This window comes from Nostoc sp. MG11, from assembly GCF_014904695.1.
Lineage (GTDB): Bacteria > Cyanobacteriota > Cyanobacteriia > Cyanobacteriales > Nostocaceae > Komarekiella.
The window spans coordinates 165,666-190,789 of the sequence record NZ_JACXXN010000004.1; the positions used below are offsets into that span (position 1 = coordinate 165,666).

The window sequence follows — 25,124 nt, forward strand, 5'->3', positions numbered from 1 at the left end:
GGTGTTGGTTATGCCTGATGAAGTGAAGCCAAATGTAAATGAAGCCCCTACCCATGACGCACAATTAGCTGCTGATAGTATCGCTAGTGGTGAAGAAAAAGCACCTACTGTTGATTTTGATGCTGATTATGCAGCGGCACAACAATTTAGTGTTAGTGAAATTGACCGCACAAGTGAAGGTTCAGCAGCAGCCGAAGTAGCAACTGCACCAAAACAAACTATCTCTAAAACACAAGAAGTAAAAACTCAAGCACAGCCAACTGGTAAGCCTGAAGATTATGCAGATTTAGCTAAGGAAGTTAGGGGTTCACAGACTGAAGGTGTAACCAACGTTAGCGATGATTTAGTAAAAAAAGCCTTGGAAAAAGGTGAGCGAAAAAATTAAGTTTGGCTATATTTGACACAAAATAAGTTATTTCAAAATTATTTAACCTGCTCCAAATATTGGAGTGGGTTTTCTCTTCGTGGTCTCACTATTACAAGATAAAAATATTTTCAAAATGTTTGTGATCTAGCTGTTACCAGGTAGTTTAAGACATCATCTGATCATAAAATCCTGATGATAAAATACTTTCAAACCTATCCCCTGCTGTAGATTTTTTGTGAGTATTTAACAACTTTTGATTACTTCTAACAGCTCGCTAGGTTGGCGGATTAAGAAATTTGGTTTTTGTTTGGCTAATACTTCAAGTGAATTAAATCCCCAAGTAACTGCAATTACCTGGATATTTGCTTTTTTTGACGCTTCTATATCTCTGGTTTCATCTCCAACATAAATAACTTCTTGAGGCTTGAGTTGCTTTTGCCTTAATACGTTATTAATTATCGTTGTTTTGCCAAAAATTGTGATCCCAGAGTAGATAAAGTCAAATAGGTGATCTAAATTATTAATAGTGAGAAATTGAATAACATTATCTTGAGAATTAGAAGTGATAATTCCCAGCTTATATCCTTCAGTTTGGAGTTCTATTAAAGCTTCTTGAATTCCAGGAATGGGTTTTAATTCTGGGATTTTGTTTTTTAATTCTGCTTTAACCTTTTTAACCAAAAAAGGTATTTTCAACAAAGAAACTCCTGAGTATTTAATAATTTCCCTTGATGTCAGATTTTTGAGGAAACCTAATTGCTCTGGAGTGATTTGTTTATAACCAAAGTCTACGGCTAAACGATTAGCAATACTTACAAGAGCATCTACTGTATCAGCAATCGTGCCATCAAAATCAAAAATAATTACTTTCTGGGTCATTCTTTCGCCTGGATGCATCAAGATTAGCTTGGGCGTTCCGTCTTAACATTTGTGGCTTAATCCGCCGCAAAGCAGATGCCGGAAATCGCTTATCCCACTCCTGATCTGAGATTTGGGCTAATTCTAACAATTGGGGAGCAAGATTCCCAGGATAAGGCTGAAACTCTGCGACATCAGTTGTATGGGCAAAACGCTGATTCCAAGGACAAACATCTTGGCAAATATCGCAACCAGCAACCCAGCCTTGCAAATGAGGTGTAAGTGTCTCTGGCAATTTATCAGCTCGATTTTCAATCGTATGATAAGCAATGCAACGATTGGCATCAACTACAAAAGGCTGAGTAATTGCACCTGTGGGACAAGCCTGAAGGCAACGAGTACAGCTACCGCAGTGTTCACTTGATGAGCGATCGCTCTCTAGTTCCAGATTTGTCAACACTTCACCCAAAAATAGCCAAGAGCCATACTCTCGCGTAATCACATTACCATTTTTGGCAATCCAACCAATTCCGGCTTGTTGTGCCCATACTTTATCCTGCACTGGGCCAGTATCAGCATAATAGCTAGCTCGAACACCTTCACCAAGTGATTTTAGCCAGGTGACTAGCTGCTTGAGTTTTTTGTGCATCACCTTATGATAGTCTCTTCCCCAGCCGTAACGGGAAATTTTGGCGTACTTCTCGCCTTCAGGACGTTGATGAGGTGTGTAGTAATTCAAAGCAACACACACAAGCGATCGCGCTTCTGGCATCACTGAGCGGATATCCTGACGCTTCGGGTTAGTCATCCATTCCATATCGGCGTGATAACCCAGTTCTATCCATGCTTGCAACCTCTGTGCTTCTGTGGCATCTGCCCTATCTACAGCAGCAATGCCAACTTTGTGGAATCCCAAATCTTTGGCTTTTTCTTTCACTACAGTGCTGCTTGTTACGGAACAATCACTCATTTTTTTATTTGAATTTTGCCAAATCAGAAGCAAGTAGATTATACATTATACAGTCAATACTTTTGTTTAAAATTTGTTACCTACCATCGATTCAGCCTATCTTTGTAGCGCTTTTGCTCCCACACTTCCATCATGAGGAAGATTTATATATGTATAGTAATCTCTCTCAATAGCAGCTTTCTTTTTGGCTGATTTTGGAATGAAATTAATATTTAGTTAGCATAATCCAGGTAATTCTATGACATCTGCTAAATCTATCCCCTCAACACAGCCGAAAGAAGAATTCCAGATTGAGGGAATTACAGAATCAAACATACTGCGTTATTTTGAAACTTTGAATGCAGGAGAATTTGAGGCAACTGCAACCTTGTTTGCCGAGGATGGTGTGATGCATCCACCATTTGAATCTGATATTGTGGGGCCAGATGCGATCGCTACCTACCTCAAACAAGAAGCCCAAAACGTTAAAGCTCTACCTCACCAAGGAATCGCTGATAATTTGGAAAATGAGCAAATCCAAGTTCAGGTTACAGGCAAAGCACAAACTTCCTGGTGCGGCGTGAATGTACTATGGCTATTTATTCTTAACCAACAACGGCAAATTCTTTATACCAGAATCAAACTCTTAGCCTCTCCCCAAGAGTTACTTTCCATGCGCCCTGAAAAGTAGCAAGAATTTAGGACTTACGTAAACAAACCTAGTTTCTTTAAAAAATTGCCTGTTCAGCTAGATGCCTATGCGCGTAAGTCCTGAAAGAGAAAATATACTTAATTCCTGATAAAAAAAGATAATTTTAATACAGGCTTCATTTAGTCAAGTTTATTTGACTAGTTCTGGTAGAGTGGCTTCTAACTTGAGACAGTTAGCACCATTAACCTTCAACTGGTACTCTACCTTATCCATGAGACGATTCATAATCAGCCAACCATAACCACCCTCTTGTTTTTCTGTAGGGTTTGGCGGGAAGTAGGTGGACATATCAAAGCCGTCGCCGTAGTCCCAAATTTCTATGGCAAGATCCCGGTTTTTCAATTCTAAACGCAGTAAAACTGGCAAATTTGGCTTGTCTTTATGGGCATGACGTACTGCATTTGAATAAGCTTCTACCAAAGCCAGTCGCAAACGACTTGATTGCCGTGACCAATCCACAGACTCCCCTAGCTGGACTTTCAAACATCCTAGCAACCAGTTTTCGACGATGTTGAGAAAATTCAAGTCACTTGGTACATGAAGCTCACTTTTCATTACTTACAAAACCTCCAATGAGAGTATAGTTTGATCATCTTCTTGAACGTGGTTGTCTGCCTGGATGCGAGCTAATAAATGGTTAAGAGAAAGGGGTTTGGCTGCTCCTTGTAAGAGTTGCCAAAGACCGTCTTGATTCAGCATAGAACGGTTAAGTGGCTCAACGCCACCCACGGTTTTTGCTGTTAAACATAAATTACTTGATACCATAGCTTCAGTAATGCCGTCTGTGGTTAACAGTAACGTATCTCCAGGAGTCAGAATCAAGCGGCCAGACTGTGCTTGCCACTTAGGCAAAATCCCCAAAGGAACGCTGCGGACTTTGAGGTAATTAGGTTCGTCCGCTACAGTGGCTTGGCGTGACCACAACATCGGATAGATGTGGCCGGCATTAGTGTAGACGAGTTCTCTAGTGGTAGGGGTATAACAGGCTAATACAAGGGTGATGAAATAATTGTTGCTAATCAAGTCATCGCCTAGGGTGTAGTTAAGATTTTGCATTACTACATTGGGAGCGGCTGGTGCTTCTTGAGATAATTCCCGACGCAACACTGAAATAACACTAGCCATGAATAAAGCCGCTGGGACACCTTTACCAGAAACGTCACCCACAGCTAACCATAAGTCACCTTTGGGATGGACAAATACTTCAAAAAAATCCCCTCCCACTTCGCGAGCAGGGTAACAGCAGGCTTGCACCTTCACATCTTTAATATCAGGTAAACTTTGACGTAGCAAGTTGATTTGGATTTGGCGAGCAACTTCCAACTCAACGCGGATCTGCTCTTGCTTTTCCTGAAGGCGCTGGTAGAGTTTTGCCTGGGACAGGGCTAAAGCTGCTTGTTCTGCAACACCGACAATTAGTTGGATGTCTTCGTCTTCCCAAGGGCGATCGCATCCCCATTGGTGGAGAGCAAGCACAGCTAGCAGATGTTGTTGGTAGCTAAGTGGAACAACTAGGTGGTAACAGGGGTTGCCGTTATATATATTTTGTGTAAGTTGATAATGACGGGTTTCCAGAACTTTTTCAATCAAAAGACTGGTGTCGAAGAAGCTATCAGATACATAAGATTTGGGATCATGATAGAAGAACCGATCTTGTGTCAGGCGATCGCTCTCTACTGGTCTGAGCAAACAACTAGTAGCTTCAAATGTTTGTCCAATGGTTGCCACGGTCTTTTGCAGCATACTGTTGTAGTCCAAAGACTCCCGAATTGCCGTTGTCACTTCATTAAACAAAGATTCTCGCCGCAAGGCCCGACGCAATTCCTGCGTGCGCTTCTTAACTACGCGATATGTATCAGTAGCTTGCTCAACTAATGCTCTAAGCCGTTCTGGATTCCAGGGTTTGGTAATGTACTTAAAAACTTGACCAGAGTTAATCGCGTCTACCAAATCTTCGACATCAGTAAAACCAGTTAATAAAATGCGAATTGTATCGGGAAAACGCTCAACTGTACGACTGAAAAATTCGGTGCCGTTCATTTCTGGCATTCTTTGGTCAGAGATAATCACAGCCATCTCGCCAATTTTGTCCAAGATTTCCAGGGCATCACGAGCATGATTTGCTTTATGTACTTGAAAATCTCGCCTAAAAGTACGGTAGAGTAAATCTAAGTTATCCGGCTCATCGTCTACCACCATGAGCTTAAGTTTTTCTACCTCTGTTTCAGTCATATATGACTTTGTTTTTTAAATACCTGAATGGCGAGATAGTGTAATGTTTATCTCACCTGTTAAGCAATAAACAATCAAAAAGTAATCGTCAAGAGAATCTATCCACTTTGAACATATAACTTGCTCAAAGCTGTTAGTTTCTCTTCTGTTTGCTCAAGCATTGCTATATACCAAAAGTAACCCTATCCCACCAAACCAGAACGCAAAGCACGTACTGCTGCTTGGGTACGGTCATCGGCACATAGTTTATTTAAAATATTGCGGACGTGAGTTTTAACAGTCCCAACAGTGATGTAAAGTCTTTCCGCAATAGTTGCATTACTACAACCTTCAACAATCAACTGTAGCACTTCCAACTCCCTTTCTGTCAGGGTGTATGGCTCAATTCCTTCTAAATTATCCATATAATCAGGGTTAGAAGTAATTGTCTTGCTATCCAAGGAAGCTGATTCTGACTTTTGGGGATTTTGTTGGGCTTGTTGTAACACAATTCGAGCGATCGCTGGATCGATCCAAGCGTTGCCATTGTAAGTTACTCGCACTGCATCCAGCAAATTATCAAACTTGATATCTTTCATACAATAGGAATCTGCTCCCGCAGCAAAAGCTGCCAACACCGCTTCTTTGTTATCCCGCAATGTTAAGATTAATATCTTCGTTGCTAACTCTTCGCCATTAGTAGTAGATTTCACTTCCCGTGTCAGCTCAATGCCATCTTTATCTGGTAAACCAATATCTACAATCGCAATATCCGGTTGTAGTTTTTTTAGCATTTTTAACCCTTCAGTAGCATTGGCGGCTTCCCCTACAACTTCAATCTCGTCCTTTTGCAGTAGTGCTGTCCGAATACCCACACGAGTTAGGTCATGATCTTCAATCAGAGCGATGCGAATTTTACTCATAGCCAACTTCAGCCCGTTACCCTACCTTAACTGTAAAATCGAGTTTACTAGAAAGTCTTAAAAGACGTAGATTAAAGACATTTGTACAAATATATAGAAGTGCTGTTTAAAAAAAGCTAACACGTGGGGGTATTGCCAGTGCCACAGCCATTCATTCCCCTACATGAACATTACACTTCAATCATAAAATCAGGGTTGGTTCACCCAAGGTACAAGCACCCAAGACCAATTAGTACAATGGCTTCTACTGTCGCAGATGTTACTTCCTCAAATAACAAGACAAGCCATACTTAATTATTTGCGGAGCTAATGAATCATGCTGCAACCTTTACATACACCCTCTGAGGGATTGGTCGCATAGGTGCTTCTCTGATGGAGGCTTGCTGTTGATTCACCTCCTTTGCTAATGAGAGTATGCTGGCTTGGATAAGGCAAAGTTATGGTTATGAGAATGTTGCCTATCCATTTAACAAATGCGATCGCAGAGAGTCTCCAGAGGAAAATCGCATTCTCAGACATTTCCCAAAAATCACCACCTAAAGTAAGTGTTATTTCTAGAAAATTAGACAATCCTTCTTTATCAAAAAAACTTTATCTGGTTTTATCCCGGTTTTATCCCTGCCAGTTAAATCACTTAATTGGAGATAAATTATATATCATACACTAAAATAAGGCTCAATTATCTGTTACTAAAATTACAATTTACAATATATAAAAAAATTTGATAAACTAACGTTCGAGAGAATCTGGTGTGATGCTAATCAAAAAGTAGGCTATGTCTAAACCGCCTAAAGCGTTTTCGGTGTTGGGGATACCAGTTCATGTGATGACTAACTATCCAGGCTGGTTGCTAGAATGCCTGCACGCAGGCAGAGGAACTCATGTTGTAACACTCAATGCAGAAATGACCATGCAAGCAGAGCGGAATAAATCCCTAGCTCAGGTCATTCAAAATGCCGAGCTAGTGATTCCAGATGGAGCAGGGGTTGTTTTGTATTTACGGTGGTTATTATGGCAAAAAGTGCAACGTTTTCCAGGGATTGAATTAGCAGAAAAACTGTTACAAGAACTTGGACAACAGACAACAGAGACAAAAGTCTTTTTTTATGGAGGAGCGCCTGGAGTGGCTGCAAGCGCAGCAGAGTTTTGGCAGCAGCAAATTCCAGATTTGAACATAGCAGGTACTCACTCAGGCTACCATTCCTCAGAAGAGGAAGCGCAATTGCGACAAACTCTCACTCAATTGCAGCCACAAGTAATTTTTGTTGGCTTGGGAGTGCCACGCCAAGAGTTGTGGATTGCCAAAAATCGGCATTTGTGCCCCCAAGCAATATGGATTGGTGTTGGTGGCAGTTTCGATATTTGGTCGGGAACCAAAACTCGTGCTCCCGCTTGGCTAGGAAACAACAATTTGGAATGGCTGTATCGGCTTTATCAAGAACCTTGGCGCTGGCGGCGGATGCTAGCTTTGCCAATGTTTGCTGTGAGAGCCTTTATTTATCGCTTGACTGCAAGGGGGGCAATTGGTTAGTGATAATGCTGACAGAGGCACTTCAACAGATCCTTTTGCCAAAAAAGACTCCAGCATCAAGTTACTGGCAATACTGAAGAAATTGAATTCCAAATTGCGCTAATTGGGATAGTAGTACTGAGGTCTTTACAAAAATTTAAATTTTCGTTGTTGGATTTGAGCTTCCCAGGGGAAACGTGGGAATCCTTATTTTGGGGAGAATTGCAAATCTAAGCCCTCAAGCTGTTTGATTGTGGGTATGAGGAATATTTAAAAATGCCAGCATTAACAACTCCAGGAAGGACTGACAAATCTGTTTATCAAGAGGGCAGTGAAACTCAACAATACACTAGTAGCAATACTGCAAAGGTGCAATTGCTCTCTGTAACAAAGACCTATACCAACGGCTGTCACGCCTTGTTAGATGTAAATCTGGAAGTCAAAAAGGGAGAATTTTTATTTATTACAGGGCCGAGTGGTTCTGGTAAATCAACGCTTTTGAAACTGCTGTATGGCCAAGAGTTACCAACGCAGGGACAAGTAATTGTTGATGAATGTAATGTAGTGGGTTTACGAGGCGATCGCTTGTCATCATTGCGACGACGTATTGGTATTGTGTTTCAAGACTACAAACTGATTCTTCAACGCACAGTAGCGGAAAATGTGACTTTTGTGCTGCAAGCTCAAGGGTATACTCGCAAGGAAATTCAACGGCGTTTAGAACCAACTTTGAAACTAGTAGGTTTACTGACTAAAGCTGATTGCTTCCCAGATCAACTGTCTGGAGGAGAGCAACAGCGAGTGAGTATTGCGCGGGCGATCGTCGGAACACCACCGTTGCTGTTGGCGGATGAGCCAACCGGAAATCTTGATCCAGATAATTCCTGGCAAGTAATGCAGATTCTCCAAAAGCTAAATTCTTTTGGAGCCACAGTAATTGTCACCACCCACGATGAACAATTAGTACGGCGTTGCAATCATCCAGTAGTGCAGGTTCGCAATGGACGACTGTCACGAAAATAGTTAAGAGTCAAGGGGTCAAGGGGAGCCACTGCGTTGGACGGGTTTCCCGGCTTAAAGCAAGTGGCGTTCAAGTGTCAAGGGTTAAAAACTGTGGGCTTTGAACTTTGGACTTTGCGTAGCGGAACGGCTGTACTAGATGCTATTCCTTGCAAGCTATCCAGGGCTTGCAAACTCTCAAAAGCTGCCTCTCGAATTACTGTTTCCTTCTCTTGTCTGAGTAGGAGTTGCAAACATTCGACAACACTTTGCTGTGACGAAGCATCAACTTGCTTACGGGCGATAAATTTTGTTAGTTGACGCAGGGCAATCAGACGCTTCAGGGGGTCTGTTTCCGTTAAGTTGATCAACAACTGATCAAGGTGGTTTTCTTCTTGATTTCCATAAAGACTGACGATTTGCCACACTAACAAAAATAAAGTTAACAGCGTCCCCACACCTTGCACAATAGCAACAGCAGCAATCCAAGGACTGTGGGAGTCAACCCAGATTGCGGCTGCCATGTAAGTACTGACAGTAGCCAGTCCACCACTACCGACAGCTAAGGCTAATCGACGATTTGAACCGTTTAAAAACCTACGGATTTCTAGCCAGCGTAATTGCCAGTTCCAGCCCTGCATTGAGTAAATGAATATCATTACCCCAACACCGATTAAAAGCGCCAACAGCAACTTCCAGTTCCACAACAGCATAGCAATGAAGATTAACAGAAACCCAAAAACGCCTCCAGGTTGAGAGAAACGCTTGAAAGTTCGCTGCTTTGTGGCTCCTCTTCCCGTCTTAAACTCTGGAAGCGACCAGTTGGGGATCTGGTTGATCAATTGCCGCCAAGAAGACGAAGCCTGTGTCACAGTGTTTACCTACTTGATTACAAGATTATTTGATGTATAAGCTTTACCAGAAATTAGGAAAGGCTAAAAGATGAAGGGTGTTCAGTGTAGTTCTTGTAGGGTAAGTGTTCCCAAAGTCTAGGCTGAAATCTAATACTTCATACTTTAATATTTTCCTAATACACAGGTATGTCATTGACAATCAATAATACTCTACAAGAATACCTGGACTAAGGCGAGTGAGAGCAGTTTTGTCACGGAGTTGTTAGTTAAAAACAAAAATGAAAATCATCAAGGGTAAATTGACCATCAAAAGCACAAAAGGTAACACTGTAAATGTTGTTCGCTGTTACAGATAGTAAAGTATTGGGGGGTATCGCCGAGTTGTTATTAGCCAAATTAGCTTCTGCTAAGACAGCTTGGGCAAGCAGTTGTTGATCGCGATCATAAGCAGAAAACACTAGCCGTTGCGAACTAGTGACAAAGGCACTAACCCAGTTAACTGGACGTAAGAAACTAGCTTCTAAAAATCCGCTTTTGGGCGCTCCCATTAAGACTGTCAATCCCGAATAGGCCGGAAATGCTGAATTTGATGGCTGTATTGCTAAAGAATTGTGAAAAATAACTCCCCAATGTTCATACTGGCGCTCCACTGCTTCAAAACATTTCAAATCTTCCAAGTTTAAATAAATACAAGTAGGTTCAGCTGCATTAGTGGTCTCAACAGCTTGCTTTACTGGGCCTCGCCAAGCTGAAGTTGTAACTTTGTCTTGCATATTACACTTGTCAAGCGCAAATTTAGCATCTCCAACTGTTGGCACTTTATTAAATTGAAGAGTAGCTTGTTTTACCATGACACCCCGCCTTACCACTATCTAGAGAATCATCAAATTATTAATTACATCAAAAGCTATTCTTTTTACATGGATAACTAGAATTAATAACTGATCAAGATTGGCATTTTGATTATTACTGACGTTCAAAACTAACTGTGAGGTTTCTGATAGATAGAGTACCACAAAAAACTCATGGGCTATTCACTCTTTAGTAATAGCGGCTACCAGCATAGAATCTTGTAACATAGTATTCACAACGTAAATTTATTGTTTGTTATGAAAAAAAACCGCTAAATCTTTACAAGTAATTCAGCAATTTTACATCTACTTAATCTGACGGTGGTAAGAAGTTATAAATCGATAATTTAGCCCATAATAACTAATGAATGGGGAGTTTAAACTCAACAAACAAGTATTTTGAGGTAATACTTGTATCACCTATTGCAAATAATTACCGCAGTAACTAAAATTACTTATGTTTCAGCCACTAGGATTTGAGCAACGCTCCATAAATACCTCACTAGGTAGAATGGTGTATTATACTGCCGCTAATTCACCTTGGCAGGACAATGTAACTGCACAAGATGACCGAGAAACTTTGGTGTTCCTCCACGGTTTTGGTGGTGGGTCTTCTGCTTATGAGTGGTCGAAAGTTTATCCCGCTTTTGCTGCTGAATATCGAATTATTGCACCAGATTTGATTGGTTGGGGTAGATCCGAGCATCCACCACGAAATTACAAGATTGAGGATTATTTAACGACGATTCGAGAGTTTTTCGAGCAGACTTGTACAGGGCCAGTCACAACGATCGCTTCTTCTCTGACCGCAGCGTTTACAATTCGAGTCGCGATCGCTTGTCCTGATTTATTCAAGTCCTTAATTCTCACTACTCCCGCTGGACTGTCTGACTTTGGCGAAGATTACACCCGTAGCTTTTTTGCCCAGGTAGTCAGCGTTCCCGTTGTAGACCGCTTGCTGTACAGCACTGGAATTGCCACTAGCGGAGGTATTCGTAGCTTTTTAGAGCAAAGACAATTCGCCCAGCCTAATCGAATATACGAAGAAATTGTAGAGGCTTATTTACAATCTGCCCAGCAGCCTAATGCTGAGTATGCGGCGCTATCTTTCGTACGCGGCGATTTGTGTTTTGATTTATCTCTTTACATTCAACAGTTGACAACTCCCACCGCCATTATTTGGGGACGGAAGTCGGAATTTACAGGCCCTTCAATTGGTCGCCGCCTTGCTGAAATGAATCCTCAAGTAATTCGATTTTTTCAACAATTAGAAAATGTAGGGTTAACGCCACAGTTAGAATTACCAGCAGTGACAATTGGATTAATTCGCCAATTTTTACCTTTGCTTAATTAGTAATTTTTCAGGAGTCAGTTTCTAGTTGCAACTGACTCCTGCCGAAAATAAGCGATCACACTAAAAAATTGCCTCCTGAAGCGGGAGACAATGAGTAAAATATTATCAACAAAAGTGAGAATGCTATTTGTCTAATCTAACATCAATGACAGTGGCATTAAAGCTGTAGTTGAAGCCTTCCAACTCAAATGGCATACCGATTTTAACTTTACTGTTACCTAGAACTGGGCCGCTTTCAGTAACTTGGGCTTTGCCATCCAAAGTCAAAAGTAAATCTGTACTAAAATTGTTGCTTTTTGGATCTGGTAATTCTTTAACGGAACCATCAGGTTGAAAAACATTTACTGTTCTAGGTAGCTGTTGAATTGATTTAATCTCAATCTGACCATATGGTTGATTGCGGATAATCACATTAGTTTTTCCACCTTTTTTTAATCCGTTGTTGAATAATTGTTCAGGGTCGCGCACGTTCAAACCCCGAACTACTAAGTCTACTTCGATAGGTACTGTCTTTGTACCGACTTGGGCAACAGAACCGGAAGTACCCGGAAAGAAAAAGATGCCAAATATAACTAGCAGAATTACCAGCGCAGCACCTAAATCAAGGAGGTTGATTTTACCGAATAAGCGTCCTTTGGAATCTAATATAGCCATAACAAGTTTTTCCTATAAGCAAAGTAATTGATTGTAGCAGCAAGATTTTTAAGGGTAACGGCAATATTCCCTACTTGGTAATACTCACGACTGGGCGTTGCGGTTATGCGACAGTTTATCACGTCTGTTGAAAGTTCGGAGTGAAGGAAGCTGTCCTTTAAAGGTTGTAAAATAGACCATTCTAAAGTGTACCTAAACCTCAGTCTTTGCAAAACAAAGGCTTCTCATCTCTAAAACAAAAGAAATAAGGGGTTTTCACGATTACTACTCCTTGGAACTCTAATATTTAATGACAAGGCGTTCTCGCTTTACTTGCAAGTGGCGTCCAAGGCTGCGATCGCCTCACCACTACGCATCTTTGGTGTTGTGTTTAAAATGCAACTTAGAATACTCTAAATCCGTCTCATAATTTGTCTCATCGTTTTATATTTTCCCAAGATTATCTTCAGACCAGATTATGATCAACTGGAAAGGCTTTTTTGCAAATTACCGTTTGTGGCGACGTCGCTGGTTATATCCCTTAATTTCAGTGGTAGTCGCTCTCAGTCTATGCTTGAGTACACCCTTACCTGGTAGAGCTATAGACTTATTTCCGCTTCTATTCCAGGGAGTTCAGGTACTTCAGCTTTCTAATATATCCGCACGCCAGGAAGCTGATCTTGGTAAGCAGATTAATCAGGAAATAGTAGGCAGTCTCAGACTTTACCGCAATCCTGAAATTAATCGCTATGTAGAACAAATTGGTAGGCGTTTGGCAGCTAATAGCGATCGCCCCAATCTTTCCTATACTTTCCAGGTAGTTGACGATGACGCTATCAACGCCTTTGCCACGTTGGGTGGTTATGTATATGTTCACACTGGTTTACTGAAAGCCGCAGATAACGAAGCAGAACTGGCAAGTGTCATCGCCCATGAAATTGGTCATATTGGTGGCAAACACCTGGTTAATCAGATGCGACAAAAAGCGATCGCTAGTGGTGTCGCAACAGCTGCGGGATTAAATCGCAACGCCGCTGTGGGTATTGGTGTAGACCTAGCATTAAATCGTCCACGCAGTCGTCAAGATGAGTTCGATGCCGATAAAAGAGGATTAAGAACTTTGACACGCAGTGGTTATGCCCAATCTGCGATGGTTTCCTTTATGCAAAAACTGCTGACAAAGGGTTCGGTTCCAACATTTTTAAGTACGCACCCCGCAACCAGCGATCGCATCGATTCCCTTAAACGTGCCATTAACTCTCAACGCAGCAATGGAAATTATGGCTTGAATAATGCTGCTTATAAAGCAAATATTCGCTCATTAGCGCGATCTTAGTAGCACTGTGCAGATTCAAAATTCAACAGGAGCCAGTGCGTTGGACGGGTTACCCAGCTTGAAGCAACTGGCGTTCAACAGTTACTTTCAATCTTCCTATCCAGCATTATGCACCCTGCTTGTGGCGGCGTTCAGCTTTGATTTTGGCTGGATCAACCGTAATTACTGCTTCTTTTAAAGGCAGGGTGCGGAGATGGTGTTTATAAACGTTAACTTGGTAAACCAGATGATTTGTAACATCCAATCCGGTTAGCCAACCACTCTTAGGATGATAAGCGCCAGTATCTATGTCTAGCCACCCTTGTCCTTGTGCTACTTTACCAGGAGTAACACCTGGTAAAGTAAAGGTAATAGTGTGACCAATGATAATCTGCTTATCCGGGAAGTAAGGCTGTTGAATACTGTGAAAATCGTCTCGTATCCAGCAAAGTTGATCAGCGGTTTGTTCCGCTACCGACTTGGAAGGGTCAACACCAGCATGAGTTAACCAAAAATCACCCAAGTCAAGATATGTAGGCAAAGCCTTAAACCAATCCAAATGTTCGTCAGGGATTGTTGCTTTGTCGTAACTGGCTACGGTCGCTTGCCCTCCACTATACAGCCATGCTTGCATTGTTGGAGAGGAGACGCTTTTGTTAGTCAGAATACTTAATAACATCTGCTCATGATTTCCCAGCAAACATGGGTAGTTATTTTGCTTGACAAAATTTACTACTTGTGAACTTTGAGGGCCACGATCAATTAAGTCTCCCAGAAAATAGATCTGATCATTTGAACTGGGGGCGATCGCCTCCAGCAATGTCATTAGACCCTCATAGTGACCATGTACGTCCCCAATGACAATTCGACGGGGGCTAATTTCGCTCATCGTCTCTCAGTTTGAATCATTTTGGCTAACACTTTTGCTACAGTTTAAGCTGTTTGGTTTCCGCAAATAAGACTAAAAATACTTGACAAATTTTATTTCAATTATTATCCCAGGAATGGAGAAAGTTTTGAATTAATACATAGAAAGTGGGACAAGCGACATGCCCATCCCACAGAAAAACTTTCAAAACATGGAGTTATGACTTAAGCCTTACCGTTGGAGCTATGAGCGCCAGGATTAGCTCAAGTTCCAGTAGTCCAAGAATTGGTGTATTCAATTTGATCTGATGTTAGGGTATCGATGCTAATTCCGATTGCTTGCAACTTCAGCCGAGCAATTTCTTGATCTACCTCAGTGGGAATTGAGTGCAAACCGGGTTCCAGCTTACCCTTGTTCTTCACCAGGAATTCGCAAGCCAAAGCCTGATTGGCAAAGCTCATATCCATTACTGCACTGGGATGTCCTTCCGCAGCAGCAAGGTTAATTAAACGTCCTTCGCCCAGAACGATGACTGATTTGCCATTAGGCAGTTTATATTCTTCAGTAAAGGGACGTACTTGCTTGACTTCCTTAGCTTGAGAAGCTAAATATTTCAGGTCAAGTTCAATGTCAAAGTGACCGGAGTTGCAAACGATCGCACCGTCTTTCATTACCTCGAAATGCTCAGCGCGAATCACGTGCTTGTTGCCGGTGACTGTGATAAATAAATCACCTAAGCGAGCAGCTTCGGCCATTGGCAGAACGCGGAAACCATCCATCACTGCTTCAATTGCTTTGATGGGGTCGATTTCGGTGACAATTACGTTAGCGCCAAGACCCCTGGCCCGGAGTGCAGTACCTTTACCGCACCAGCCATAACCAGCAACGACAATGTTTTTACCAGCCAGCAGAATATTTGTAGCGCGGATAATGCCATCTAGGGTTGATTGCCCAGTACCATAGCGATTATCAAAGAAGTGCTTGGTATCGGCATCGTTGACATTCACTGCGGGGAAGGTGAGAACGCCATCTCGGAACATGGCACGTAGCCGCACAATTCCTGTTGTGGTTTCTTCGGTAGTGCCAATCAAATCGGCAATTTGGTGTTGGCGCTCTTGGATCAATGTGGCAACCACATCACTACCATCATCAATAATGATGTTGGGGCGGTGATCTAGAGCAATTTGGACGTGACGGTTATAAGTTTCGTTATCTTCACCTTTTTGGGCAAAGACGGGAATTTCATGATCAAGGACGAGGCTCGCGGCTACGTCATCTTGAGTTGACAGGGGATTGCTGGCAATTAAAAGTGCGTCTGCACCACCAGCTTTGAGAGCGATTGCTAGATGTGCTGTTTCTGTTGTCACATGGGCGCAAGCCACAAGCCGAAGCCCAGCAAAAGGTTTTTCTTGGGCAAAGCGATCGCGAATTTGTCGTAAGACTGGCATCTCGCGTCCAGCCCATTCAATGCGCTGTCTTCCCAAGGGAGCTAGGGCGAGGTCTTTAACCTCGTGCTTTAATCGGGGAGAAGTTGCGGTCATCAAAAATTACCTCAAAAAAGTAAAAAAAGTTACGTAAGTATCTTACGTACCTTACTGATTGTGCTACCACCAGCTATTTTGCTTGTTATTACCAAGCTGCTAGTCAATAGTCCTCAGCACTAGCTTGACGTTTGATCAGCTTAATGTCAACTTCATCCCTAGGTTTTTTCTTTTTGTTTTATCTTTGGTGAGAGTATTATCAAGGATTGCTCTAGCCATTACTCAAAGCATCTAAGTACAGTAACATCTGTCTAAAGGTAGAAAACAATCAAAAAATACCAAAATTTGATCACATGAAAAGAAATACTTAACTTTAGATAGGTACATGTACTCAAAATGATTGAAGAGGATGGTTATAGAACTTAACAGTAGATTTCACTTAAGGAGGTGTTTAAGTGCGCTTTCAATTTTTGACAACCACAAAGCAGGTTCCATTGCCTAACTTTGTCAAAGATCAGGTTGCCCTTACTCCTCTGGAGAAAGGACAGGCATTTTCAGGACAATTCCTTGGTAAAATCCGCACCATCACCCAGTCTGTACAAGGCTCTAAAAAAGGTGTGCAACCCAAAGGTCATTTGAGTAGAGGACTGATAGTAGCGATCGCTAGTTCAACGGCTATAGCAGTTGGGTTTGTGCCTAAAGCTACAGCCCAGATTCCCTTTTTGCCGCAGCTGCAAACCCCCAGCAGTGTAAGTAATGACTCAAATAACAGAACTGTTTCTGGCTGGGTTTATTTGGATGGCCGCCAGTTGTTTCAAATAGCGGCTTCAAGAACCAATTTTCCTGAGCGTTTGGAAGATATCCAAAAGAAGTTGGAGACAATTAGCCAAAATTACTTTCAGTCACCTGCAAAAACAGTCAAGGTAGAGGTTCGAGAAGCAAACAAATTGCCAGTAATTTTTGTCAACGACCAATATCTGATGACCGTCACTTCCGACGATGCTGGACTGCGACAGTTAGATATATCAACATCAGCAAACCAAATCGCCGAAGCTTTGCGAGAAGACTTGCAACGGGCAAAACAAGAGCGACAAACTCAGTTTCTCATTGACCAAGGTAAAATTGCTGCGGCTACTGGATTGGCGATGATTGTCATGAGTTTAGGGGTGTATGGCTGGCAGCGTCGTTCTTTAAGAAAAGATTTATTACAGCCTAGCCCTTCAACTTCACCAACAGCTAAACCAATTACAACACAACTGAACCATCAGCAACAGCAGCATCTCCAAGAAGCCAAAAAACGATTGTTCCAGCTAACTCAAGCAGGAATTTGGGGTGGTGGAAGTTTCATTATCTTGGGTCTATTTCCCTACACACGAGCCTTTCAAGTAGGAATTCTCAACGCCGCCCAATTTCCTTTAAGATTAGCTGTTGTGGCGCTAGTGACCTATGTAGCTATTCGTTTAAGTTATGCTCTCATTGACCGCTTCGCCTCAACTCTAATCAGTAGTGGTGCTTTTCTGACTCCAGAAAGTTCTGAACGTCTACAACTACGAGTTTCTACATTTTCTGGTGTGACTAAAAGTATTGCTACCGCTATCTGCGTAGGAGTTGGCTTTTTGCTGGCTCTAGTTGCGTTGGGTATAGATATCGTTCCCTTGCTAGCTGGTGCTAGTTTAGTCGGTGTTGCGGTGTCTCTGGCTTCACAAAACTTGATTAAAGATGCAATTAACGGCTTCTTGATTATCCTGGAAGACCAGTACGCTTTAGGAGATGTTATTGCTGTGGGAGATGTGGGAGGCTTAGTAGAAAATCTGAATTTGCGGATGACCCAGCTGCGAGATTCAGAAGGGCGGTTGATCACAATTCCCAATAGTGAAATTAAAATTGTTGCGAATCTTTCTAGCCGTTGGTCAAGAGCCGATTTAACTGTCCCAGTTGCCTATGAGGCTGATGTTGACGAGGCTTTGAAGTTGATTGAACATATAGCCTTGGAGATGGATCGAGATCCGCAATGGCAACGTCAAATTATTGAAACGCCGCAAGTTTTGGGAATAGATCTTTTTGGCGATCGCGGTTTGATGATACGTGTATGGATTAAAACACAGCCACTCAAACAATGGGATGTAGCACGGGAGTATCGCCGTCGCTTAAAAGTCGCCTTTGACCAAGCAGGTATTTCCATCCCTGTACCTCAACAAGCGATTTGGGTGAATGATCCTCATTTGCTCAACTCTCAGGCGAATGGCAAAGCTGATTAAGAATGCGGATTTATTAATCTGTAATTCATAAATCTAGGGTGAGTTACTCTCAGCCGTAACTCACCCTAGGAGATTCAGCTCTATATCCTTCTATTTTCTAGCTCAGATATAGCTCTTTCCACATGCTAATACAAATGTACTATAATAGATATAGCGTTCACAAAGCCTGGTAAAATGCAAAACGGCTTTGTGACAACCTTCTGGAAGATGGATTCACGGGTTAGTCCTATGATCAAGCATTACATTCTCAACCTCAATCCGACTGCTAAGCACGAATGGGATCGTTGTATTTTACGTGATCCGCTAACTGCCAAACGCCCAGAGATTGCCAAATTAATAGCCGAAGCGGTTGATGCTGATACAGGCAGTTATTTGGTGAGTGTAAATATAGAAGTAACGGTGTTAGAGCAAGCTGCGGTTCCTCAAGCCGAACAACTCTCGCTTTCGTTTCCAGAGGTGAGTATGCCGTCGCAATTGCGGGAAGTAGCTTAAGGTACAGTGCAAAATTTAGGTTCAAAAATATTATTTTTTGTTGAAGGGAGAATTAGGAGTCAGGAAAAAGAAAGTATATTCTGACTCCTGACTTCCTTTTATACTGCTACGACTGACGCAATGTCTAAACAGGCATTAAACTGCAAAATTATTGGCGCTATTCATAGCAGTAGCAGATACCTTACTGACGGTCATCAAATTGACAGCACGACTCCGACCATCTGAACCATCTGGATCAAACAAGACGATAGTATCGTTTCCTTGAGTTTCAAAACGCAAGTAGCCCCCGGAAATTGCACTTGCAGAGTTCAGGTTGCCTAGACCGAAACTCCGAAAAAGTTGCCTCAGAACAATCTTATCTGTGCCAGCTTCAAAGTCAGCGATCGTATCTCCTAAATCTCGGATACTTGTATAAACAAACGAGTCTGCACCTTTCCCACCCGTAAGGATATCTCTTCCTTGGTAGCCAGTAATAATATCATTGGCAGCAGTACCCTTGAGAATATTGCGCCTAGGCATGCCATTAATTACATTTACTACCGCCTCAAACGCACCGATGTCTACTCTATCGCCAGAAATACGAGCAAAGCCAGAACCGCGCTGGTCAAAGGGTATTTGTTCAGTGGTATTGCCGTCACTATCTAAATTCGTAGTATCATTAGACACATCTGCGTTTTTGCCCCCATTGATGGCGGAGCTACCTGTGATGAGAGCGTGGGTTTTGACTGGGCCACCATTGTCTCGCAACGTGGTGTCTAAAACCTCTGTGATGGCAACGTTTAGCTGTTCGCTAGTATTAAAGCCGGTGCTGCCATTGAGACTACCGATGAGATTAAAGCCGTTGCTGATGAAGTTACCTACTACATCAGAATCAGAGGTACTTTGCTCATTGCCATAAATAATTTTAACGTTACCAGCAACAATGCTGTTTTTTACTGTGGCAGAGTCAGAGCTAGAGTTGTATATACCACCACCAGCGTTTTCCCCATCGGGGTAATCGGAATTGGAAACGTTGTTGAGCGCGATGGTACTGTTGAGCACTGTCAAAGTACCGTTATTGTAGATACCACGGTTGGAGTTGCTGCTAATGGTGGTATTGCTCACGATCGCAGTACGATCATTGTAGATACCACCACCAGCATTACTGCTGATGGTACTGTTGCTCACTGTCAAAGTACCATTGTTCGAGATGCCGCCGCCAAAAATTGCTGAGTTGTTGTTGACAGTGCTGCTGATCAGAGTCAAAGTGCCATCGTTAAAGATACCACCGCTGCTGCCATCTGCATAATTGTCGCTGACGGTGCTGGTAACTGTTGCGATGCCAGTATTGAACAGGCCACTTGCGACCTCTGACCCATTACCACTGATGGTACTCTTGTTCAGTTTCAAACTGCCAGAGTTGTAGATGCCACCGCCGAACCTGGCAGTGTTATTGCTGATACTACTGTTGTTTACTGTTGCGTCGCCAGAGTTGTAGATGCCGCCACTACCGTCGCCATAGCGATCATAGCCTCCTCCGTTGCCACTAATAGTACTGTTGTTAAGTGTGAGAGTGCCAGTGTTGAAGATACCCCCGCCGCCTGCGAATCCTCCGGAATTATTGTTGCTGATGGTGCTATTCTTCACCGTGAGGTTGCCAGAATTATAGATACCACCGCCTTGGTAATCTACTGAATTGCTACTAATATTGCTGTTATTAAGCGTGAGAGTGCCAGCGTTGAGAATACCACCGCCCCCTGTATCCACAAAAGAATTATAACCATTGGCAATAGTCAGCCCTTCAATATCCACAGTGATACCACTGCTAATTTCAAATACACGGCTAGCATTGTTACCACTGACAGTCAGCCAATTTGCTCTTGTGCCGTCAATAATGAGGTCGTCTGTGATACTCAAACTACTACCAGCAAGGGTGATGACATCAGTGATGTTGTCGGCGAACACGCCGTTAAAGTTGATGATGTTTTTTCCTACCAAGGAATTGGCATCCAGGATTGCCTGCCGCAGAGAACCACTGCCACTGTCATTAGTGTTAGTAACGCTAAATGTTGACATTTTGATGATGTGACTCCTATTTTTTCGCAGAGGTATTTCGCCAAAAACTTGCGCTTGTGGCGGTTCGAGTCTGAAGCATTTTTCTAGCGAGCGCTTAGTACTCAGGAGTGAGTTTTGTCAAACATCATGAATAATTGAGCTACTGGAAACAGTGCTTCATTAAGGTGTATGAAAAATTAGTTACAGCAATTGTTCAGGTAAGCAACCGATAGGGGATGGAGTTTTGCTACCACCCAATTCAAACTTTGAATTCTCAAAGTCCAAGGTAAAGTACTGACTAATTTTACAGATAACTCAAAAGATTTACTTATGCTTAATATAAGCATTCACAAACTATTCTATACACATACTAGCTTGATGTAAAAAATTTTGTAAGAGTTTATTTTTACTTGATATTTTAGCTAATTGGATAAAGCTACTGTAAATTTTTGGTAAATAGCGATCGCCCAACAACTTACTGATTTTGAATCTAGGGAATTAATAGGTTTGTAGTTGCACCTATCCAGAGTCATGGCAGAAGGTTAAGAGTTAGGAGTAAGATTTTTTGGCGTTGCTGATTGAGAATATGAATTTACCTCACGCAGAGAGTAAGAGTTTAGAATACTTGATTTTTAAATTTCATATCCCAGTTTAGCAACACCCAGATCTTTATCAGATTTTAGTGCGATCGCACCGCTCCAAAGCAATTTATCATAACTCTGGTCAGATAAAAAAACACTCCATTGCTTAACCACAACCGCCACCATGACAGTTGTACCAAATGACTCTCGCTTTAAACCCATTAACCTCTTCGAGTATGAAAAACTAGCAAAAGAGCATCTATCTCAGATGACACTTGATTACTACAGTAGCGGCGCTTGGGACGAAATCACGTTGCGCGATAATCGGGCTGCGTTTGAGCGAGTCAAGCTGCGACCTCGGATGTTAGTTGATGTCAGCGATCGCAATCTGAGCACCTCTATTTTAGGACAACCTGTGCAACTACCTCTATTAATTGCACCGATGGCTTTTCAATGTCTGGCTCATGCAGATGGGGAAGTTGCAACAGCAATAGCTGCGGCATCAGCAGGTGTGGGTATGGTGTTAAGTACAATGGCGACAAAGAGTATGGAAGAAGTAGCCACTGTAGGTTACAAACAAAATGCCTTGCAGTGGTTTCAGCTTTACATTCACAAAGATAGAGGCTTGACTCGTGCTTTAGTAGAAAGGGCTTACGCCGCAGGTTATAAAGCACTTTGTCTGACGGTAGATGCTCCTGTGCTTGGACAACGAGAGCGAGATCAGCGTAACGAGTTTGCCTTACCACCAGACTTGCATTTAGCTAATCTCGCAACTATTTCAGGGCTAGATATTTCTCATGAAACAGGGGAATCTGGGTTATTTACCTACTTTGCCCAACAGCTCAACCCAGCGGTAACTTGGCGCGACTTAGAATGGTTGCAGTCCATATCTCCATTACCTTTGGTACTCAAAGGAATTTTACGGGATGATGATGCTGTGCGTGCTGTGGAGTCTGGAGCTAGAGCAATTATTGTTTCTAATCATGGTGGCAGACAACTTGATGGTGCGATCGCCTCTTTAGATGTACTAGCTGAAATAGTAGCAGCAGCGGATGGTAAAGCAGAAGTTCTATTGGATGGAGGTATCCGCCGGGGTACAGACATTATCAAAGCTATAGCACTGGGAGCAAAAGCAGTATTAATCGGGCGACCGATTTTGTGGGGATTGGCGGTAGCAGGACAAGTAGGTGTATCTCACGTGATCTCGCTGCTACAAGATGAGTTAAATGTGGCAATGGCACTGAGTGGTTGTGCCAAACTACAAGATATAGACTCTAGCTTCGTAAAATTTAGTCAATCTCTAAGCTAAGAAGGCAGAAGTAAATACTTATAAAGAGGAAGTAGCGCCCAACCCAGACGACTGCTGTCTTCGCAGCTTTAGCAAGTACTCAAGCGTCAGAACCAGCGTCACGGGAGTGTTTGGCGCAGGTATCGCCCAACTCAAAGTTTGAAAATTCTTGTCAAAAGGGTGATTAAGCAGACTACTATAGTTTTAAGATTAATTGAAAAACTGTTATCCAGCAAAATTTATAGAATAAGAAGCAATTTTTTTTGTAAAATCACCAAATAGGCTATAATAATAAAGTTAAGTATTAAGGGCGGGTGGCGAAACTGGTAGACGCACCACACTCAAAATGTGGCGACTTTGCGGTCATAGGAGTTCGATTCTCCTCCTGCCCACTGTTAAAAACCTTGGTAACAAGGGTTTGTAGTCAAGATGCACTCTCGTATTAGAGACTGTGTAACTAAAGAATACTAGATATCTTATCTTATGTATCATAGATAGTTTTTGCTATCAAGAATTATTTGTTGTGATCGTGCTATACTTTGAGTATGTATAGACAATATATTCCTGTAATATTAGTAATTTAATGTTACCGAAGATGTACACATGTTATTTGAGAGCAACTATTAACTACAAACAGCAACTATCTAAGAGAATGCAAACATTATGCGACTAAAAAGATGGGAATCTCCTCGAAAAGAAGGTAGAAACGATAAAGGTAGAGGCGGTTCTGCAAGAAAACGGCAACTCAAAAAGCAAAGGCAAATGCTACGGCAAAAACTCAAGGAAGGTAATAAACCAGAAAACAATATAAACAATACAAATCGGGGGAAAGATAAGTTTATCTTCCCCCGATTTTTTGGCTTATTTATCATAAGAAAAAAATATTTATGAATTTTATAATATGTGTTTATATCTGTTATAAATTTAACAATATATAAAAAGTACACTATCTATTTTTTTTTAAAGTAATTTAAATTGAACTGCTTAAGCACATACTTACGTATCAAAATCAGCAGATTAGCAGATTGTTTTTCTGAAATTTTACCAAGCAAAGTGATTATTTTTACGTGTAAATATGAATCTACGAAAATATACATCTATAGTAGTTTATGGTAATTGTAATGCTTGCATGAACTAACTGAAAAATAATTATGAAGTAAGTATGAATTTTGTCAATCCGTGTCTGAAATCCCTTGGTTAAACCAGTAAAGTACGATACAGTGACAAATAATTATACTATTACCGGAGAAGCAAAAAATCTACTGCCAAAGTAACTGCATCTCCATGTGTTAACTTCCGACTATGAAACAAGCCGACAAAAGTCAGAAACCATCTAAGCTGACCTTTTTCTATATTCGGAATGGTATGGGTAATCTATAGATTCTTTTCTTGAACACAAGGAGTTATTTATGGTGGGAAGAGTGTTTCTACCTACAAAAAAGGTGCTTGATTTCCCTATTACTGCTTTACGTTTTGACGACCAGATACAAACAATATTGAAGTGGGCGAGTACCCGTGAGAGTAAGACTGTGTGTGTAGCCAATGTACACATGCTCATGGAGGCTCACTATAATCCAGAATTTGCCAGTGTACTACGAAATGCAGACCTAGTTACTCCTGATGGTATGCCTCTCGTGTGGATGATGCGAAAAATGGGAGCGCGTTACCAAGATCGTGTCGCAGGGATGGATATTTTTCTGGCATTGTGCCAGCTAGCTCAAACTCAAAATCTTAGTGTTTTCTTTGTAGGTTCTCAAACGGAAATTCTTTCTAAAATGCGAAAAAGATTAGAGAAGGAATTTCCTCAGCTGAAAATTGCAGCAATGGAACCTCTACCTTTTCGTCCTATGACAGAAATTGAAGACGAAGCTCTGATTAAAAAAATTAATTATAGTGGTGCTAGTGTTGTACTAGTATCCCTAGGATGTCCAAAACAAGAAAATTGGATGGCTCAGCATAAAGGTAAGATTCAGGCTGTAATGCTTGGATTAGGGGGAGTTTTTCCAGTGTACGCAGGAATTCACAAACGGGCACCCCGCATGATTCGAGACTTAGGGCTTGAATGGCTGTATCGATGGATTCAAGAACCACGTCGACTTTGGGGTCGCTATGCAACAACAATTCCACCCTTCATGTGGCTAGCTACTAAGCAACTGTTGTCATCTAGTCGTATTGCAGGAGTCTTTCAAAACAGTAGTGGAGATTGAGATATTTCTATTTTGGTAATTTTAATGTGTAGTGCTTTTACGTATTCCAGGGTTGGTGTAAAATAACACAAATTTTTTCATGCAAAGCTATTACACAAAAAATGACTCTATCTGGACATTCTTCCTTCTGGGGGAGAATAAAACTTCCCCCGCTATTATCACTATCTTTGCACATATTACTTTCGCAAATATAAACTTGAAAACAAGTCTTTCCTGTTGAAAGGTTATATTGCTTTGTTTGATAGTATCAAAATCTTTATTATTAAATTCTCTCAAAGCATCACTAGAAGATGTTATTAATAATTTTTTATAACAGTTTATATGCTTTCAAGTTGAAGAGAAGTGTAGAACTCGCTCTCTATAGAGGTACTGAATGAGC

The 25,124-nt window shown here is 41.7% G+C and carries 24 protein-coding genes and 1 tRNA gene; 13 read left to right on the top strand and 12 right to left on the bottom strand.

The genetic code is table 11. The annotated features are described in order from the left end of the window. Nucleotides 1–10 precede the first annotated feature (10 nt). Complete coding sequence (locus HCR01_RS08075; protein ID WP_193195722.1) at nt 11–385, top strand: hypothetical protein; 375 nt, start codon at nt 11–13, stop codon at nt 383–385. 225 nt (nt 386–610) lie between these two features. On the opposite strand, the gene HCR01_RS08080 is transcribed toward HCR01_RS08075, so the two are convergent. Then, a complete protein-coding gene (locus HCR01_RS08080; protein ID WP_193195723.1) occupies nt 611–1,246 on the bottom strand; it encodes an HAD-IA family hydrolase in 636 nt (211 codons plus the stop codon). Beyond that, nucleotides 1,221–2,195 (bottom strand): tRNA epoxyqueuosine(34) reductase QueG, encoded by a 975-nt coding sequence (gene queG, locus HCR01_RS08085; protein WP_193195724.1) that lies wholly within the window; start codon nt 2,193–2,195, stop codon nt 1,221–1,223. Before queG ends, HCR01_RS08080 begins: the two co-directional genes overlap by 26 nt. Nucleotides 2,196–2,433: 238 nt before the next feature. Between queG and HCR01_RS08090 the strand changes: the two genes are divergently transcribed. Next, nucleotides 2,434–2,865 carry a nuclear transport factor 2 family protein gene (locus HCR01_RS08090; protein ID WP_193195725.1) on the top strand — a complete coding sequence of 144 codons (432 nt, stop codon included), beginning with the start codon at nt 2,434–2,436 and terminating at the stop codon, nt 2,863–2,865. Between the two features lie 150 nt (nt 2,866–3,015). On the opposite strand, the gene HCR01_RS08095 is transcribed toward HCR01_RS08090, so the two are convergent. From HCR01_RS08095 to HCR01_RS08105, 3 genes are all read right to left on the bottom strand, one after another. After that, nucleotides 3,016–3,441, bottom strand: coding sequence for an ATP-binding protein (locus HCR01_RS08095; protein ID WP_193195726.1), 426 nt, complete (start codon nt 3,439–3,441; stop codon nt 3,016–3,018). A gap of 3 nt (nt 3,442–3,444) precedes the next feature. Next, nucleotides 3,445–5,118, bottom strand: coding sequence for a SpoIIE family protein phosphatase (locus tag HCR01_RS08100; RefSeq protein ID WP_193195727.1), 1,674 nt, complete (start codon nt 5,116–5,118; stop codon nt 3,445–3,447). Between the two features lie 182 nt (nt 5,119–5,300). Further along, the gene (locus tag HCR01_RS08105) at nt 5,301–6,020 is read right to left on the bottom strand and encodes a response regulator transcription factor (RefSeq protein ID WP_193195728.1); all 720 of its coding nucleotides are present in this window, start codon (nt 6,018–6,020) and stop codon (nt 5,301–5,303) included. A gap of 414 nt (nt 6,021–6,434) precedes the next feature. Between HCR01_RS08105 and HCR01_RS39885 the strand changes: the two genes are divergently transcribed. The 3 genes from HCR01_RS39885 (at nt 6,435) to ftsE (ending at nt 8,553) form a co-directional block, all read left to right on the top strand. Continuing rightward, the gene (locus HCR01_RS39885; protein WP_264299886.1) at nt 6,435–6,560 is read left to right on the top strand and encodes a hypothetical protein; all 126 of its coding nucleotides are present in this window, start codon (nt 6,435–6,437) and stop codon (nt 6,558–6,560) included. Nucleotides 6,561–6,795: 235 nt separating this feature from the next. Beyond that, the gene (locus HCR01_RS08115) at nt 6,796–7,551 is read left to right on the top strand and encodes a WecB/TagA/CpsF family glycosyltransferase (protein WP_193195730.1); all 756 of its coding nucleotides are present in this window, start codon (nt 6,796–6,798) and stop codon (nt 7,549–7,551) included. 255 nt (nt 7,552–7,806) lie between these two features. Then, entirely contained in the window at nt 7,807–8,553 is a 747-nt protein-coding gene (ftsE, locus tag HCR01_RS08120; RefSeq protein WP_193195731.1) for a cell division ATP-binding protein FtsE, read from the top strand. A gap of 74 nt (nt 8,554–8,627) precedes the next feature. Here ftsE and HCR01_RS08125 read toward each other — a convergent pair whose 3' ends face one another. Both HCR01_RS08125 and HCR01_RS08130 read right to left on the bottom strand, forming a co-directional pair. Continuing rightward, nucleotides 8,628–9,401, bottom strand: a complete 774-nt coding sequence (locus tag HCR01_RS08125) for an armadillo-type fold-containing protein (RefSeq protein WP_193195732.1) — start codon at nt 9,399–9,401, stop codon at nt 8,628–8,630. Between the two features lie 248 nt (nt 9,402–9,649). Then, nucleotides 9,650–10,234 carry a hypothetical protein gene (locus HCR01_RS08130; protein WP_193195733.1) on the bottom strand — a complete coding sequence of 195 codons (585 nt, stop codon included), beginning with the start codon at nt 10,232–10,234 and terminating at the stop codon, nt 9,650–9,652. Between the two features lie 457 nt (nt 10,235–10,691). Between HCR01_RS08130 and HCR01_RS08135 the strand changes: the two genes are divergently transcribed. Continuing rightward, nucleotides 10,692–11,588 (top strand): alpha/beta fold hydrolase, encoded by an 897-nt coding sequence (locus tag HCR01_RS08135; protein ID WP_193195734.1) that lies wholly within the window; start codon nt 10,692–10,694, stop codon nt 11,586–11,588. Between the two features lie 123 nt (nt 11,589–11,711). Here the strand turns inward: HCR01_RS08135 and HCR01_RS08140 are convergent, their stop codons facing one another. Beyond that, a complete protein-coding gene (locus HCR01_RS08140) occupies nt 11,712–12,242 on the bottom strand; it encodes a DUF4330 domain-containing protein (RefSeq protein ID WP_191757830.1) in 531 nt (176 codons plus the stop codon). A gap of 457 nt (nt 12,243–12,699) precedes the next feature. Here HCR01_RS08140 and HCR01_RS08145 point away from each other — a divergent pair, with 457 nt between their 5' ends. Continuing rightward, nucleotides 12,700–13,557: a M48 family metallopeptidase gene (locus tag HCR01_RS08145; protein ID WP_193195735.1), complete on the top strand. Its 858-nt coding sequence runs from the start codon at nt 12,700–12,702 to the stop codon at nt 13,555–13,557. Between the two features lie 106 nt (nt 13,558–13,663). On the opposite strand, the gene HCR01_RS08150 is transcribed toward HCR01_RS08145, so the two are convergent. Both HCR01_RS08150 and ahcY read right to left on the bottom strand, forming a co-directional pair. Further along, nucleotides 13,664–14,425, bottom strand: a complete 762-nt coding sequence (locus HCR01_RS08150) for a metallophosphoesterase family protein (RefSeq protein ID WP_193195736.1) — start codon at nt 14,423–14,425, stop codon at nt 13,664–13,666. Nucleotides 14,426–14,667: 242 nt separating this feature from the next. Beyond that, on the bottom strand, nt 14,668–15,945 hold the full coding sequence (ahcY, locus tag HCR01_RS08155) for an adenosylhomocysteinase (protein ID WP_193195737.1): 1,278 nt from the start codon (nt 15,943–15,945) through the stop codon (nt 14,668–14,670). A 575-nt stretch (nt 15,946–16,520) separates the two neighbouring features. Here ahcY and HCR01_RS08160 point away from each other — a divergent pair. Further along, nucleotides 16,521–18,143 carry a mechanosensitive ion channel family protein gene (locus tag HCR01_RS08160; protein WP_226889222.1) on the top strand — a complete coding sequence of 541 codons (1,623 nt, stop codon included), beginning with the start codon at nt 16,521–16,523 and terminating at the stop codon, nt 18,141–18,143. Between the two features lie 228 nt (nt 18,144–18,371). Then, entirely contained in the window at nt 18,372–18,635 is a 264-nt protein-coding gene (locus HCR01_RS08165; RefSeq protein ID WP_193195903.1) for a hypothetical protein, read from the top strand. Nucleotides 18,636–18,770: 135 nt separating this feature from the next. On the opposite strand, the gene HCR01_RS08170 is transcribed toward HCR01_RS08165, so the two are convergent. Together HCR01_RS08170 and HCR01_RS39890 are read right to left on the bottom strand one after the other, a co-directional pair. Beyond that, nucleotides 18,771–20,690: a choice-of-anchor Q domain-containing protein gene (locus HCR01_RS08170; RefSeq protein ID WP_193195738.1), complete on the bottom strand. Its 1,920-nt coding sequence runs from the start codon at nt 20,688–20,690 to the stop codon at nt 18,771–18,773. 611 nt (nt 20,691–21,301) lie between these two features. Further along, the gene (locus tag HCR01_RS39890; RefSeq protein WP_264299887.1) at nt 21,302–21,436 is read right to left on the bottom strand and encodes a hypothetical protein; all 135 of its coding nucleotides are present in this window, start codon (nt 21,434–21,436) and stop codon (nt 21,302–21,304) included. On the opposite strand from HCR01_RS39890, the gene HCR01_RS08175 reads away from it, so the two are divergent. The 4 genes from HCR01_RS08175 to HCR01_RS08190 all read left to right on the top strand — a co-directional run bounded on the left by HCR01_RS08175 (nt 21,435) and on the right by HCR01_RS08190 (nt 24,745). Then, the gene (locus tag HCR01_RS08175) at nt 21,435–22,559 is read left to right on the top strand and encodes an alpha-hydroxy acid oxidase (RefSeq protein WP_193195739.1); all 1,125 of its coding nucleotides are present in this window, start codon (nt 21,435–21,437) and stop codon (nt 22,557–22,559) included. The genes HCR01_RS39890 and HCR01_RS08175 overlap by 2 nt on opposite strands. Before the next feature lie 287 nt (nt 22,560–22,846). Then, nucleotides 22,847–22,930, top strand: a tRNA-Leu gene (locus tag HCR01_RS08180). Nucleotides 22,931–23,201: 271 nt separating this feature from the next. Continuing rightward, nucleotides 23,202–23,429: a hypothetical protein gene (locus tag HCR01_RS08185; protein ID WP_193195740.1), complete on the top strand. Its 228-nt coding sequence runs from the start codon at nt 23,202–23,204 to the stop codon at nt 23,427–23,429. A 518-nt stretch (nt 23,430–23,947) separates the two neighbouring features. Beyond that, the gene (locus tag HCR01_RS08190; protein WP_193195741.1) at nt 23,948–24,745 is read left to right on the top strand and encodes a WecB/TagA/CpsF family glycosyltransferase; all 798 of its coding nucleotides are present in this window, start codon (nt 23,948–23,950) and stop codon (nt 24,743–24,745) included. Nucleotides 24,746–25,124 lie beyond the last annotated feature (379 nt).